Source organism: Cyanobium sp. ULC065, from assembly GCF_977927515.1.
In genome coordinates this window covers 381,197-394,235 of sequence record NZ_OZ376393.1, presented here as the reverse complement: position 1 = coordinate 394,235, position 13,039 = coordinate 381,197, and the positions used below count along the sequence as shown (strand labels likewise).

At 69.2% G+C, this 13,039-nt stretch carries 15 protein-coding genes; 8 read left to right on the top strand and 7 right to left on the bottom strand.

The features are described from left to right. Window positions 1-123: 123 nt before the first annotated feature. The 8 genes from ACXMDP_RS01825 (at window position 124) to ACXMDP_RS01790 (ending at window position 7,612) form a co-directional block, all read left to right on the top strand. Complete coding sequence (locus ACXMDP_RS01825) at window positions 124-1,503, top strand: glutamate decarboxylase (protein ID WP_399232880.1); 1,380 nt, start codon at window positions 124-126, stop codon at window positions 1,501-1,503. Between the two features lie 25 nt (window positions 1,504-1,528). Next, the gene (locus tag ACXMDP_RS01820; protein ID WP_259729296.1) at window positions 1,529-2,575 is read left to right on the top strand and encodes a lytic transglycosylase domain-containing protein; all 1,047 of its coding nucleotides are present in this window, start codon (window positions 1,529-1,531) and stop codon (window positions 2,573-2,575) included. 83 nt (window positions 2,576-2,658) lie between these two features. After that, window positions 2,659-2,916, top strand: coding sequence for a hypothetical protein (locus ACXMDP_RS01815; RefSeq protein ID WP_255100386.1), 258 nt, complete (start codon window positions 2,659-2,661; stop codon window positions 2,914-2,916). A 9-nt stretch (window positions 2,917-2,925) separates the two neighbouring features. Beyond that, a complete protein-coding gene (locus tag ACXMDP_RS01810; RefSeq protein WP_259729295.1) occupies window positions 2,926-3,744 on the top strand; it encodes a methyltransferase domain-containing protein in 819 nt (272 codons plus the stop codon). A gap of 26 nt (window positions 3,745-3,770) precedes the next feature. Then, on the top strand, window positions 3,771-4,688 hold the full coding sequence (locus tag ACXMDP_RS01805) for an oxidoreductase (protein WP_259729294.1): 918 nt from the start codon (window positions 3,771-3,773) through the stop codon (window positions 4,686-4,688). Then, window positions 4,685-5,950 carry a type 2 periplasmic-binding domain-containing protein gene (locus ACXMDP_RS01800; RefSeq protein ID WP_259729293.1) on the top strand — a complete coding sequence of 422 codons (1,266 nt, stop codon included), beginning with the start codon at window positions 4,685-4,687 and terminating at the stop codon, window positions 5,948-5,950. The genes ACXMDP_RS01805 and ACXMDP_RS01800 overlap by 4 nt, the downstream gene beginning before the upstream one ends. 10 nt (window positions 5,951-5,960) lie before the next feature. Then, a complete protein-coding gene (locus ACXMDP_RS01795; protein WP_259729292.1) occupies window positions 5,961-7,202 on the top strand; it encodes a mechanosensitive ion channel family protein in 1,242 nt (413 codons plus the stop codon). Between the two features lie 191 nt (window positions 7,203-7,393). Next, the gene (locus ACXMDP_RS01790) at window positions 7,394-7,612 is read left to right on the top strand and encodes a hypothetical protein (protein WP_259729291.1); all 219 of its coding nucleotides are present in this window, start codon (window positions 7,394-7,396) and stop codon (window positions 7,610-7,612) included. 183 nt (window positions 7,613-7,795) lie between these two features. Here ACXMDP_RS01790 and ACXMDP_RS01785 read toward each other — a convergent pair whose 3' ends face one another. From ACXMDP_RS01785 to ACXMDP_RS01755, 7 genes are all read right to left on the bottom strand, one after another. Beyond that, window positions 7,796-8,308 carry an HPP family protein gene (locus ACXMDP_RS01785; protein ID WP_259729290.1) on the bottom strand — a complete coding sequence of 171 codons (513 nt, stop codon included), beginning with the start codon at window positions 8,306-8,308 and terminating at the stop codon, window positions 7,796-7,798. Then, entirely contained in the window at window positions 8,305-8,580 is a 276-nt protein-coding gene (locus ACXMDP_RS01780) for an MSMEG_0570 family nitrogen starvation response protein (protein ID WP_255100393.1), read from the bottom strand. The genes ACXMDP_RS01785 and ACXMDP_RS01780 overlap by 4 nt, the downstream gene beginning before the upstream one ends. A 70-nt stretch (window positions 8,581-8,650) precedes the next feature. After that, window positions 8,651-9,649, bottom strand: coding sequence for a sll0787 family AIR synthase-like protein (locus tag ACXMDP_RS01775; RefSeq protein ID WP_259729289.1), 999 nt, complete (start codon window positions 9,647-9,649; stop codon window positions 8,651-8,653). Further along, on the bottom strand, window positions 9,646-10,290 hold the full coding sequence (locus ACXMDP_RS01770; protein WP_259729288.1) for an MSMEG_0567/Sll0786 family nitrogen starvation N-acetyltransferase: 645 nt from the start codon (window positions 10,288-10,290) through the stop codon (window positions 9,646-9,648). Before ACXMDP_RS01770 ends, ACXMDP_RS01775 begins: the two co-directional genes overlap by 4 nt. Beyond that, window positions 10,290-11,456, bottom strand: coding sequence for an MSMEG_0568 family radical SAM protein (locus ACXMDP_RS01765; protein WP_259729287.1), 1,167 nt, complete (start codon window positions 11,454-11,456; stop codon window positions 10,290-10,292). Before ACXMDP_RS01765 ends, ACXMDP_RS01770 begins: the two co-directional genes overlap by 1 nt. Further along, the gene (locus tag ACXMDP_RS01760) at window positions 11,449-12,477 is read right to left on the bottom strand and encodes a Nit6803 family nitrilase (RefSeq protein WP_259729286.1); all 1,029 of its coding nucleotides are present in this window, start codon (window positions 12,475-12,477) and stop codon (window positions 11,449-11,451) included. The genes ACXMDP_RS01765 and ACXMDP_RS01760 overlap by 8 nt, the downstream gene beginning before the upstream one ends. A gap of 2 nt (window positions 12,478-12,479) precedes the next feature. Next, complete coding sequence (locus ACXMDP_RS01755) at window positions 12,480-12,962, bottom strand: MSMEG_0572/Sll0783 family nitrogen starvation response protein (protein WP_094511252.1); 483 nt, start codon at window positions 12,960-12,962, stop codon at window positions 12,480-12,482. Window positions 12,963-13,039: the final 77 nt, after the last annotated feature.

Below are 13,039 nucleotides of genomic sequence, written 5' to 3'. Positions count from 1 at the left end.
TCAATTTCTCTCCCTAGCATCACCACGGAGCCATGCGGTTGATCCGTGCAAATCCCAGAAAAAGCAGCCGCCGGTGACATCCCCGGCGACGCGATCTACCCCAACAAGATCTGCCCCAACGAGATCAATGTCAACGAGATCGACGCTGACGACATCTACGCCGCGGTGGATCTCTTCGGCGGGTTGCCGAAGCTGCGGTTTCCGGCGGTGGAGAGCGACCCGAAGGTGGTGTTTGCCGCGGTGCGCGATGAGCTGATGCTGGATGGAAACTCGCGGCAGAACCTGGCCACCTTCTGCCAGACCTGGGTGGAGAGGGAAATCCACGACCTGATGGATCTCTGCATCGACAAGAACATCGAAGACAAGGACGAATACCCCCAGACCGCCGAAATCGAAGCCCGTTGTCTTCACATGCTGGCCGATCTCTGGCACGCCCCCACGCTCACAGGGGCAATCGGCGCCTCCACCACCGGCTCCAGCGAGGCCGCCATGCTGGGCGGGCTGGCAATGAAACGGCGCTGGGAGGCGGCACGAAAAGCGGCCGGGGAATCCACTGAGCGGCCCAATCTAGTCACCGGTCCGGTGCAGATCTGCTGGCACAAGTTCTGCCGCTACTGGGACATCGAACACCGGGAAATCCCGATGGAGCCCGATCGCCTGATCCTTTCGCCCGAAACGGCGCTGGCGGCCTGTGACGCCAACACCATCGGCGTGGTGCCCACCTTAGGGGTCACGTTCACCGGCCAGTACGAGCCGGTGCAACAGCTCGCCGCCGCCCTCGACGGGCTGCAGGAGCACACCGGCCTCGACATCCCGATCCATGTGGACGGCGCCAGCGGCGCCTTCCTGGCGCCCTTCTGTGCGCCGGAGCTGGTGTGGGATTTCCGGTTGCCACGGGTGCGCTCGATCAACGCCTCCGGCCATAAGTTCGGCCTTGCGCCACTGGGGGTGGGATGGGTGCTCTGGCGGGAGGCTGCCGATCTGCCGGAAGACATGATCTTCTGGGTAAATTATCTGGGCGGCAACATGCGTGACATCACCTTGAACTTCTCGCGTCCGGGTGGGCAGATCGTGGCGCAGTACTACAACTTTCTGCGCCTAGGCGCCGAGGGCTACAGAAAGGTGCATGGCGCCTGTTATCGGACCGCCCAATTCCTTGCTGCGGCCATCGCCGCACTCGGCCCTTTTGAAATCATTTTTGGCGCTGATCCGGCCAGCGGCATACCAGCGATCTGCTGGACGCTGAAGGAACACTCCAGCGCCAACTTCAACCTCTTCTGCCTCGCCGACCGGCTGCGTGTGCGGGGCTGGCAGGTGCCCGCCTACACCCTGCCGCCGCACTGCCAGGAGCGGGTGGTGCAGCGGATCCTGGTGCGCCATGGCGTCAGCCGCGATCTCGCCGAACTGCTGCTCGACGACATCCGCCAGGCGCTGGCCTACTTCGAGCGCCATCCCCAGCACGCCACACTCACCCCGGCGGAAGCCAGCGGCTTTCACCACTAGCGTTGCCGCAGGAACCCTGCCCCCCATGCCCAGGCCTTCCCCCCCTCAGCTGCTGATCGGCATGGGCGTCGCGGCGGCGCTGCTGGGCGGCGGCCTTCTGCTGCGCCCTTTCCTGGAGGCCTCGCGCGCCGCCGGCACCGACCCGGCCAGCACGCCAGCCACCCGGCCGGACCCCGCAGCGGCAGACAGCCTGGCGGTGGGGCCGCGCCTGCCGCAGCTGCCCACCGATCCAGCCCTGCCCACCAGCGCCGACGGGCGCCACTACCCGCTGGTGCCGGCGGATCCGCAGCAGCTGGCCGCGCTGCTGGCGGCGGTGGAGGAGGCCCTGCGTGACGCGGCCACGCCCGCAGAGGCGCTGCCGGCCCTCGGCCATCAGCAGCAGGTGATCTACCGGGTGCTGGCGCACCGGCAACCGCTCGCCGCTGAGGTGCGCCGTTCGCTGCCGCCCGGCTGGCTCAGTGTCTACGACCGGCACCTGCTGGCCCGCCGCTCCTTCCTGGCCATGCACCGCAGCGACCGGCGGCCCGCCAGCCTGCCCAGTTGGCGCATCCTGCCGCCACCGCCGCTGGAGCAGCTGGTGCGCTCCTACAAGCAGGCAGAGCAGGCCACCGGCATCGACTGGGAGGTGCTGGCCGCCGTGAACCTGGTGGAGAGCGGCATGGGGCGCATTGATGGCGTGTCGGTGGCGAACGCCCAGGGGCCGATGCAGTTCCTGCCCACCACCTGGGCCCAGCCCGGCGTCGGCAAGGGGAACATCCGTGATCCCCACGACGCCATCCAGGCCGCCGCCCGCTACCTGGTGCGCCGCGGCGGCCTCAAGGACATCCGCAAGGGCCTGTGGGGCTACAACAACAGCGACAACTACGGCCGCGCCGTGCTGGCCTACGCGTCGTTGATCCAGGAGGACCCCCGCGCCCTGATCGGCCTTTACCACTGGGAAATCCACTACGCCGCCGCCGCTGGCGACCTGTGGTTGCCGGTGGGCTATGCCCAGATCCAGCCGGTCGCGGTGACGGCTCACCTGCGGCGCCAGCCGGCCAGCGCACCGCCGCCGGGCTCCTCCGGCTACTGAGCCGGGTCGCGACGCCGACCAGCGAATCGGGCGAGGCGTCACCGCCGGGGGCCAAACTGCTCTCGACTGCGCCCGACACCTCCATGGCCCTGGATCTCAATGACCCGGAGCTTGAGTTCTCCGACCTCGTGTACGCCTACCAGAGCTGGGTGATGGCGGTGATCAACGACGAAAAGCTGGGCGGCGAAGAAACCCTGCTCACCGACGACATCGCCGAGGACGCCCTCAACGCCATGCGCTTTCTCTCCGGCGAGGTGACCTCCGCGATCGAAACCAGCCTCGCCCGCGTCTACGACGTGGACCCCGACGAACTGGCCAGCCTGCTGTTCCCGGAGGACTGAGCCGCGGCGATGGCCCCCGACCGCTACGTGCTCGGCAGCTCCGACGCGGAGATCGAGCGGTTGCGGCTGCAGCACGCGCTGTGGCTGCCTTCCGCCCGTGCCGCCTGGCAGCGCGCCGGGCTGCAGCCGGGCCAGGCGGTGCTGGATCTAGGCGCCGGGCCAGGCCTCTCCAGCCTGGAGCTGGCGCGGCTGGTGGGGCCCGGCGGGCGGGTGCTCGGCCTGGAGCTGAGCCCCACGTATCTGGAAGTGGCCCGCGCCGCGGCCCAGGCGGCCGGGCTGCCGCAACTGGAGCTGCGCGCCCACGACCTCAGCCGTGATCCACTGCCGGCGGAGGGCTTCCAGCTGGCCTGGTGCCGCTGGGTGGCGATGTTCCTGCCCACGCTGGAGCCGCTGCTGGACGGGCTGTCCCGCTGCATGGCCGCTGGCGGACGGGTGGTGCTGCATGAATACGTGCATTGGCGCAGCTTCGGGCTGTACCCCAACGGAGCGGCCGTGGCCCGTTTCGCCGAGGCCGCCTACGCCAGCTTCGAGGCGGCCGGCGGTGATCCGGATGTGAACCGGCGGCTGCCGGCACTGCTGGCGGCGCGCGGCTTTCAGATCGAGGCCTTGCAACCGCTGGCCCTGGTGGGGCGGCCGGGCGATGCGGTGGCGCGCTGGCTGGAGCGCTTCGTGGTCACCTACGGGCAGGAGCTGATCCGCCAGGGCCGCTGGAGTGCTGAGGAGGCCGCCCTTGTGGCCGCCGAGATCAGCGCTGCCAACCGGCAGAACGGCGCGCTGTGGGTGGCGCCCACCGTGCTGGAGCTTCAGGCGACACAGTGGAACGCGTGAATGCCCGCCGCCCAGCCGCTCCCCCCATGCCCTGGACCGCCGACGCCATCCCCGACCAGAGCGGTCGGATCGCTTTGATCACCGGGGCCAACAGCGGCCTGGGGCTGGAATCTGCCCGGGCGTTGGCGGCCCATGGGGCCACCGTCGTGCTGGCCTGCCGCAGCCGGCGCAAGGGCGAGGCGGCCCGCAGCGAACTGCTCGCCGGCGTGCGCGGCGGTGGTGGGCTGGAGGTGCTGGAGCTGGATCTGGCCGATCTGCAGAACATCCGGCGCGCCAGCCAGTGGCTGGCCGACCAGTACGGCCGGCTGGACCTGCTGATCAACAACGCCGGGGTGATGGCGCCGCCGCGCACGCTCACCCGCGATGGCTTCGAGCTGCAGTTCGGCACCAACCACCTCGGCCACTTCGCCCTCACCCTGCTGCTGCTGCCTCTGATGCGGGGCCGCAGCGAGGCGCGGGTGGTCACGGTCACCTCCGGCGCCCAGTACTTCGGCCGCATCGCCTTCGACGACCTGGCGGCGGAGCAGCGCTACGACCGCTGGGCGGCCTACAGCCAGAGCAAGCTGGCCAATGTGATGTTCGCGCTCGAGCTGCAGGAGCGGCTGGCCGCCGACGGCAGCGGCGTGTCCTCGCTGGCGGCCCATCCCGGTCTGGCGCGCACCAACCTGCAGCCCGCCTCGGTGGCCGCCAACGGCTCGAAGCTGGAAGCGCTCAGCTACCGGCTGATGGATCCCCTGTTCCAGAGCGCTGCCATGGGCGCCCTGCCCCAGCTCCATGCCGCCACGGCCCCCAGTGCCAAGGGCGGTGAGCACTACGGACCGAATCAATGGGGCGGCATGCGCGGCTGGCCCACCCAGGTGCGGATCGCGCCGGCGGCGCTCGATGCCGCCCAGCGGCGGCAGCTGTGGGAGGTGAGCGAAACGCTCACGGGGATCGGCCGATGAAGCGCTGGGGGCGGCTCGGCGCCGCGGTGGCGGTGCTGCTGGCACTGAGCGGCTGTGAGGGCGGCATGGCGAACCTGCTGGGCCGTGAGCCGCTCTACATCTACGTGGAGAAGGCCGAGGGCTCCATCGGCAACCCCGCCGAAAACGACGGCACGGCCAGCCAGTCGCAAGCGCTGATCGAAGGCTTCCGCAAGCTCAACCCCAACGTCGACATCCACGTCAACCACTTTGCGGCCGATCAGATCGTGGAGGCCATGGCCTTTCGCCAGTCGCGCGGCCTGGGGCCCGATCTGGTGGTGAGCCCGGTGGTCACGGCGCTGCGGCTGCACGAGAGGGGGCTCAGCGAAGCGGTGGCGTTGAACCCCGTGCAGCTCGATCGCCTGGCGCCCCGCTTCCGTAACGACTTCCGCCTCGGCAACCGCTACATGGCCATCCCGCTGCTGGCCAAGCCGCAGGTGGCCTGCTTTGATCGCCGCCGCGTGAGCGATCCACCCACCACGCTCACGGAGCTGCTGGAACTGAGTGCCAAGGGGCTGCAGGTGGGCCTGCCGCTGCAGCTCGCCCCCCTGCTGTGGACCGCCAGCAGCTTCGGCGCCGACGACACCCTGCTGCAGCTGCTGGAGCACCCGCCAAGCAAGCCGTCATCCACGCCTGTGCTGGTGTCAGCAGACGACCGCAGGCAGCTGGAGGCCTGGCTGACCTGGCTGGCCGCCACCAACCTGCAGACCAATGTGTCCTTCGCGGAAGACGACGCCGAGCTGGTAGGCCAGCTGGAACGAGGCGAACGGGACTGGATCAGCTGCAACGGCAACTGGCTCAATCCACTTAACCGCAAGCTGGACAAAAACCTGGGCATGTCGGTGCTGCCGGGGGCGGAGGGCCGTCCGGCGAAGCCGATCACCGCCCTGCGGGTGTGGAGTTTCGGGCGCCATTCCACGGGCCGCCAACGGAAATTGGCTGAGTCCTTTGTGTTGTTCAGCCTCAACAAGGTGAACCAGCGGGAGATGATGCTCTCCGCACCCGGCACGCTGCCGGTGAATCCGGATGTGCTGGTTCCCACCAAGAGTTCGCATCGCCTGGCGGCCCTGGTCACGAGCCTGGAGAACTCCCACATGCTGAACTTCAGCGACCCGGATCAGACCGTGGCGGCCGCCCGGGCGATGGATTTCGTGCTGCAACGCACGGTCCAGGGAGAGCTCACGCCGGCCGAGGCCACCGCCATGCTGCTCTCCAACCGCCCCGCTGCGGCGCTGGCACCGTGAAGGGCGGCCGATGAACAGCCTGTTGTTTGAACTCACCGGCTGGGTGGGCTACCTGAGCCGGCCGGTGGTGTTGGTGCAATGCCTGAGTGCCGGTGCGCTGCTGGCGTTCTTTCTGCTGGTGGTGCGGCCGCGGCTGCGCCAGGGGGGCCGCCGGCTGGCGCTGGTGGGAACCGTGGGGTTGCTGCTGGCGTTGCGGCTCAATGCGGCGCTGCTGGAGTGGCTGGGGCAGCCGGCCGGCCTGGCGCTCTACTTCATGCGCATGTATGCGATCTGGCTGTTCCTGGCCTTTGTGCACGAAGCCCTGCTGCTGCGCTTCCCCGTGCGCGGGGTGGATCGCCTGTTCAACCAGCTGATCCGGCCGCTGTACGTGCTGCTGGTGGCGGGATCGCTGGTGAACCAGCTCGATTCGCTCGAGGATGTGGCCGACATCCCCTTGCTGCCGGTGTTCGGTGACACGCTCACCACCGGCAATCTGTTTCTGCTGCTCACGATTCCCTATTTCCTGGTGGCGATCTCGGCCTACCCGGTGGGCTGGCTGGCCCGGTTGCTGCAGGGGCTGCTGCACTTCAGCGACGGCACCCGCGAAGCCACCACCCTGGTGCTGCGGTATCTGCTCATCGGTGTCGGGGTGTTGTGGCTGATGCACCGGGTGGGCCTCAACACCAACGCAATTGCCGCCATCGCCGGCGGGCTGTCAGTGGGCATCGGCTTCGGCATCAAGGAGGTGTTCTCCAACTTCATCAGCGGCCTGTGGCTGCTGTTCGAGGGATCGGTACGGCCCGGCGAGATCCTCTTCATCGATGGCGATCCCTGCGAGGTGCGCAGCCTCGGCCTGCGGGCGGCCGTGCTCTGGCGCGACCGCGACAATGCCGAGCTGGTGATCCCCAACCAGGACTTCTTCACCACCACCACCGTCACCTACACCGGCACCGATCGCATGCGCCGCAGCCAGGTGGAGGTGGCCGCCGGCTACAGCCACGACCCCGCCCAGGTGATCCCCCTGCTGGAGGAGGTGGCCCGCCACTCGCCCCGCGTGCTCAGCCAGCCGCCGCCCAAAGCGCTGCTGCTGAGCTACGGCGATTCCGGCATCAACTACGGCCTGCGCTATTGGATTGAAGATCCGATGAACAATGCCAGCATCAAGAGCGAAGTGAGCATCGCCGTGTGGAAGCGCTTTGCCGAGGAAGGCATCGAGATGCCCTTCCCGCAACGGGTGATTCACCAGGCCGAAGGTGGGGTAGCTGGTTGCTGAAGCGTGGCCCCAGCCAGGCAGTTCCTGCATGATGGAGGCAGTGATGATTCAGCAGGCAAGGCATGAAAAGGCTGCATCTTGCACTCGCAACAGACAACATCGAAGCCACCATTGAGGACTATTCCAGACGCCTGGGCAGCCCGCCCTGCACAACCATTCCCGGGGAGTATGCGTTGTGGCGGACCGAATCGTTGAACCTGTCCGTGCGCCAGGACTCCGCCGTTCCGCCAGGATCGCTGCGCCATCTGGGCTGGGAAGATCCATCAGCCACCGCCTTCACAGCGGATACGGATGTCAACGGAATTGTGTGGGAGCGGTTCGCCGCCCACCATCAGACCGAGGAGATCAAGGCGTTATGGCCGGAGGTGAGCGGCAAGACCGCCCGTGGGCAGGAGGATGACTCCAGGTGAACAGACGGTCGAGTCACACAACCGTCCTGGCGCCGATTAGCAGAACACAGACAGAGCTCAGCGCCAACGACAGGTCGAGCCTGAAGTCGAAAACGACGATGCCATGAAGACGCGCTGGCACAGCCGTCACACAGCTGCTTCTATCTCGATTCAACTCGCTCCACCCCAACCGCATCAAGCCCCTCACCAATACTTCGGATACCTGCCAGCTCTCACGGCGTTGTTATAAACCAGCGCCACGGCCGTCACGATCACGGCGCCCAGCACGGTGGGGAAGAGCAGGAAGCCCCAGCCGGGCTGCAGCAGGAACACGATCACCGGGTTGGAGCCGGCCGGGGGGTGCACGGTGCCGGTGGCCATCATCAGGGCGATCGCGGTGGCCAGGGCGGCGGCCATCGCCCACCACTGGGGGCCGAACAGGCCAAGGAACAGCAGGCCCACGGCGGTGCTGAAGGTGTGGCCCAGCACGATGTTGCGCGGCTGGGAGAAGGGAACGTCGGGGTAGCCGAAGGCCAGCACGCAGGTGGCGCCGAAGGAGCCGAGCACCAAGGGGGCACTGAGGCCGAGCTGCAGCAGGGCAACGGCGGCGATCGCCAGGAAGCCGCCCAACCACGCCAGGGCGATGGCCCGGCGGGCGGGCCGGGGAGGAAGCGGCGCCCGGTCACCGCGGAACTTGGCGAAGAAAGAGGTGTTCATGGGGCGCTGATCTGAACGAACTGGTCGGCGGCGTAGGCGGTGGCGGTGTGGCGCAACTTGCTGCGCTCCTCATCGGTGCGCGTGCAGGCGAAGCCATAGCGGGCCCGCACCCGCTCGGAGGCCTCAGCCAGCGCACGCTCGGCGCGCTGCTGCAGCTCCGCCACCGGCAGCCGCTCACCGGGCTGGAGGTGCTGCAGGATCACCGTCGAGGGCGAATAGAGCATGGTCTGGCGGCCATCGGGCCATTCGAGCTGCAGCAGGACTTCGGGCATGGCAGGAAAGCGAGAGGTGACAGTGAACGCTGAAGCAGGACCAAGCCAGCGAGGCTGAGCGCTGCACCCCCTACCCCGACGGCACCGGGCCGAAGCCGGTGAGCGCCTCGGCGCCGCTCCACACGGTTTCCTCGCCGCCGCCGGCCCGCAGGCGCACGCCCGCCTCCGCCGTGAAGCGGCCGATCGGCTGGCAGATGAGTGCCGGTTCGCTGCCCTCCGCCGGGACGGCCGCGCGCAGGGCCGGCTCCTGCTGCGGCGCCACCGCCAGCAGGAAGCCGAAGCTGGGGAAACAGGCCAGCCAGTCGTCCAGCGCCACGCCCGCCGGCGGCGTGATCGCCTCGAGCTCGAGCGTCAGGCCGCAGCCGGCGCTCTCGCAGAACATCACCGCCGTGCCCACCAGGCCGCCCATGCTGATGTCCTTCGCGGCATGCACCACCCCGCCTTCCGCCAGCTGCGCCGGCAGGGCCAGCTGGCGGCGCAGCAGCTCCGGCGCCGCCTGTGTGGCCGCATCCCAGAAGCGATCGGGATGGCGCATGCGGCCGGCGCCATTCACCAGCAGGAAGCAACGGTCGCCGGGGCGGGCGAAACGGGCCGACAGCACCGCACCAGCGGCACTGCCCAGCACCGCCACGGCCAGCGCGTCGTAGGGGCTGTTGAGGTTGGTGTGGCCGCCCACCACCGGCACGTCGAAGCGAGCTGCCGCCGCCTGCAGGCCCGCCAGCACCGGCTCAGCCCGGTCCGCGCCGCGGCACCAGAGGCTGTTCACCAGTGCCAGCGGCCGGCCACCCATCGCGGCGATGTCGCTGAGGTTCACCAGCACGCCGCACCAGCCGGCGAACCAGGGATCCTTGGCCAGCAGGCCCGGATCCATCCCTTCGCTGGCCAGCAGCAGGCGGCCGCTGCAGGCCGGCAGCAGGGCGGCGTCATCGCCGAGCAGGGCGGCCGGGCCGAGGGCGGCGAAGGGCTGGTGGGGGAAATGGGCGGCGGGGCGCTGGATCGCACGCTTGCCGTGCAGGCCGGCCAGGGCACGCAGCCGTGCCGCCAGCGGCGCCAGGTCGATGCCGCTCATGCCACCGGCCGGCGTTCCCGCGAAGGGGTGTAGTAACGGAGGTCGGCCTGCATCAGGTGATGGGGCAGCCCCTTGAGCTCCAGGGTGTCCACCGAGTGCCAGTGCAGGCGCTGGAAGAAGCGCACGTTCTGCTCCTGCACAGTCGCCAGGAAGCGGTCGCAGCCCCAGCCGTTCGCGGTGGTCACGGCCTTCCAGATCAGGCCCTTGCCGATCTGGTTGTGGCGGCGGAAGGCGGCGTCCACGCCGAGTCGGCCGCCGTACCAGAGCCTTGGCTCCTGCTCCAGGATCCGCACCACCCCCACCACCGGCCCGCCGCTGCCCGGGCTGGCGCCCGCCCGGTTGGCCCCATGGGCGATCGCCGCGATCGGGGTGGCCTCCGCATCGCGGACGTCGCGGTCGGAGGCTTCGAACAGATGCTGCTCCTGGCAGAAGATGCGGCGACGCAGATCCCAGTAGCCGGCCAGCAGCGGCGTGCCGGGCCGCAGCAGATGGAAGGAGAAGCGCTCGGAGCAGGCCGAGGGCGAGAGGCGGAAATCCTCGGCGTCGATGCCCAGGCCCCAGCGCACCGACGGGGTGAAGGCGGCCGGCGCCGATGTGGGGCTGCGGCCGATGTCGTGGCTGGAGGGATCAATGAAGAACATCAGGAGCTGGAGGGGCCGCAGCCCGTCGGAGTTGGGGCCGATGGGGCCTCGCTCGTGGTGGCCGCCTGCTCGAACAGCGACAGGGCCGAGCAGGCGCCGCACTTGGCGCAGCCCGCCGACATCGCGGCAGCGCGCAGATCCGATGCCGCCAGCTGCTGGGCCACGGCCGTGTAGATCTCCACCATGAAGGCGGCGCTGGGCGCGGGATGGTGCTCCAGCGGTGTGCCGCTGATCGGCACGAACGGCACCACGAACGGGTACACACCGGCGGCGATCAGGCGCTCGCTGCAGGCCACGATCGCGGCGGTGCTGTCGCCCAGCCCCGCCAGCAGATAGGTGGACACCTCGCCGCGGCCGAACACCGCCACCGCCTGCTCGAACGCCTCGAAGTAGCGCTCCAGGCTCAGCTCCGCCTTGCCCGGCAGGATGCGGCGCCGCACCTCGGGTTCCACCACCTCCAGGTGCATGCCAAGGCTGTCCACACCGGCGTCCTTCATCCGCTGGAACCAGATCGGATCCTCCGGCGGCTCGCACTGGGCCTGGATCGGCAGGTTCACCCGCGCCTTCACGGCCGCCGCCGTGTCGGCCAGCAGGCGGGCGCCGCGGTCGTCGCTGTTGGGGGTGCCGGTGGTCATCACCAGCTGGCGCACCCCATCGAGCCGCACCGCCGCCTCCGCCACCTCCGCCACCTGGGCCGGGGTCTTGCGCACCAGGGTGCGGCCGTCGTCGAGCGATTGCTCGATGGCGCAGAACTGGCACGACTGGCTGCGGTCGCGGAAGCGGATGCAGGTCTGCAGCAGCGTGGTGGCGAGCACATCGCGGCTGTGCAGCAGCGCGATCGAGCGGTACGGCGTGCCATCGGCGGTGTGCAGGCCGTAGAAGCGCGGCTCCGGCGGAGCCTCCACCACCGCCAGCGGCGTGGCGGACTCCCGCTGCAGCTCCAGCCCGGCGCCACCGGCCGCCAGGCGGAAGGGGGAGCGCTGAGCGGCGCTGCTGTACACGGGCACCATCACCGTGGTGCCATCGAAGGTGAGGGCGCGGTGGTCGGAGGGGCCGGCTCCGCCGCGGCGGCCTTTGTTGCCGGGCACACCGGGCTCCACCAGGCCCTGCACCTGCAGGTCGGTGACGAGCCGCGCCAGCGCAGCGGCATCCCTGGAGTCAGCCATGGGGCACCGCCTCCGGCACGGGCTCCAGCAGTACGGGCAGGTCAGCAGGCATGGCAGGACCAGCGCCGCCACCGGCAGCCGTTGCGTTGCCCCCGTCCCGCTCCTGCACCTGGCGCGCCGGCGTGCGATCGAGACGCAGGCCGAGCAGGTCGGGGCGGCTGTAGTGGCCCACGCTGTCCATCATCCGTTTGCGCTTGGTGATCAGGGCCGGGTCGAGCTCGGCGATCGCCAGCCCTTCCCCCTCCGGCAGCGGACCAGCCAGGTAGCGGCCTTCCGGGCTGATCACGGCGGTGTGGCAGCCCCCCTGGCACGCCTTCTGCAGCGCCGGATCCGGCGTGATCTGATCGAGGTCGGCGGGATCGAGCCAGGCGGTGGAGCTCACCACGAAACAGCCCGCCTCCAGCGCGTGGTGCCGCAGGGTCACGGCCGTCTGCTCACTGAAGATGGGGCCCACCAGCGAACCGGGGAACTGGGCGCAGTGGATCTCCTCCCCCTGGGCCATCAGGCTGAAGCGGGCCAGCGGGTTGTAGTGCTCCCAGCAGGCCAGGGCACCGATGCGCCCCAGCGCCGTGGGCACCACCGTGAGGCCGGCGCCATCGCCCTGGCCCCACACCATGCGCTCGTGATAAGTGGGGGTGAGCTTGCGCCGCTTCAGCAGCAAGGCGCCATTGGCGTCGATCAGCAGCTGGGCGTTGTAGAGGCTGCCGCCCTCCCGTTCGTTGATGCCCAGCAGCACGTGCATGGCGTGCTCGCGGGCGGCGGCCGCGATGCGGCGGAGCGCCGGGCCCGGCACCGTCACCGCCTGCTCATAGAGGCGTAGATGGGAGCGCCCCATCAGCGCCGGAGGCTCCACGAAGGAGAAGTAGGGGTAATAGGGAAGAAAGGTTTCGGGAAACACGATCAGCTGCACCCCCTGGCCGGCCGCCTCCGTGATCGCTGCCAGCACCCGCTCCACAGACCCCTCCAGGCTGTGCAGCACCGGACGGATCTGGGCGGCGGCCACGACGATCGGGCCGTTCATCGTCAGAGCGTCCAGGTGTCGAGGATGAAGGCGCCTTCCTTGCGGTGCATCAGCACGATGTCGAGCACATCGAGCGGATTCACCGGGGTGATGCCCGCCATCAGCGCCCCCTCGCCATGGCCGTAGAGGGCCTGAAGGGCGAAGCGGCAGGCATACACCTTGCCGCCCTGGTCCATGAACTTCTGCAGGCGGGCGTTGAAGTTGAGGTGGCCGTCGAAGGCGGCATCACCGAGCTTGGGGAAGCCGCGCTGCACCCCGAGGGTGACGCCGGGCCCGTAGAGCAGGATCGAGGTCTCGAAGCCCTTGTTGATCAGGCGGCTGGCCTGCAGCAGGTTCACCAGGCCGATCGAGCCTTCGAACGCCACGGTGTGAAAGGTGATGAGCGCCTTTTCGCCCGGTTCCGCCTTCACATCGGGGAACACCTTCTCCTCGTAATCCACGAGGAAATCGCCAGGTTGATTGGCGGGGCGGGTGACCTCAGGCATGAACCGGCGACCTGCGAAGGAAACAGCGTCACGACCATGCACCAGGCCTGTGTGAACTTACGTAGCAGCAGGCACCA

Bases quoted from the DNA above. Each gene is read 5' to 3' on its own strand.
- ACXMDP_RS01780 (WP_255100393.1), bottom strand. From the start codon at position 8,580: ATGCCCGAAGTCCTGCTGCAGCTCGAATGGCCCGATGGCCGCCAGACC.
- ACXMDP_RS01805 (WP_259729294.1), top strand. From the start codon at position 3,771: ATGCCCTGGACCGCCGACGCCATCCCCGACCAGAGCGGTCGGATCGCT.
- ACXMDP_RS01775 (WP_259729289.1), bottom strand. From the start codon at position 9,649: ATGAGCGGCATCGACCTGGCGCCGCTGGCGGCACGGCTGCGTGCCCTG.
- ACXMDP_RS01755 (WP_094511252.1), bottom strand. From the start codon at position 12,962: ATGCCTGAGGTCACCCGCCCCGCCAATCAACCTGGCGATTTCCTCGTG.
- ACXMDP_RS01785 (WP_259729290.1), bottom strand. From the start codon at position 8,308: ATGAACACCTCTTTCTTCGCCAAGTTCCGCGGTGACCGGGCGCCGCTT.
- ACXMDP_RS01800 (WP_259729293.1), top strand. From the start codon at position 4,685: ATGAAGCGCTGGGGGCGGCTCGGCGCCGCGGTGGCGGTGCTGCTGGCA.
- ACXMDP_RS01815 (WP_255100386.1), top strand. From the start codon at position 2,659: ATGGCCCTGGATCTCAATGACCCGGAGCTTGAGTTCTCCGACCTCGTG.
- ACXMDP_RS01795 (WP_259729292.1), top strand. From the start codon at position 5,961: ATGAACAGCCTGTTGTTTGAACTCACCGGCTGGGTGGGCTACCTGAGC.
- ACXMDP_RS01810 (WP_259729295.1), top strand. From the start codon at position 2,926: ATGGCCCCCGACCGCTACGTGCTCGGCAGCTCCGACGCGGAGATCGAG.
- ACXMDP_RS01765 (WP_259729287.1), bottom strand. From the start codon at position 11,456: ATGGCTGACTCCAGGGATGCCGCTGCGCTGGCGCGGCTCGTCACCGAC.
- ACXMDP_RS01770 (WP_259729288.1), bottom strand. From the start codon at position 10,290: ATGTTCTTCATTGATCCCTCCAGCCACGACATCGGCCGCAGCCCCACA.
- ACXMDP_RS01820 (WP_259729296.1), top strand. From the start codon at position 1,529: ATGCCCAGGCCTTCCCCCCCTCAGCTGCTGATCGGCATGGGCGTCGCG.
- ACXMDP_RS01760 (WP_259729286.1), bottom strand. From the start codon at position 12,477: ATGAACGGCCCGATCGTCGTGGCCGCCGCCCAGATCCGTCCGGTGCTG.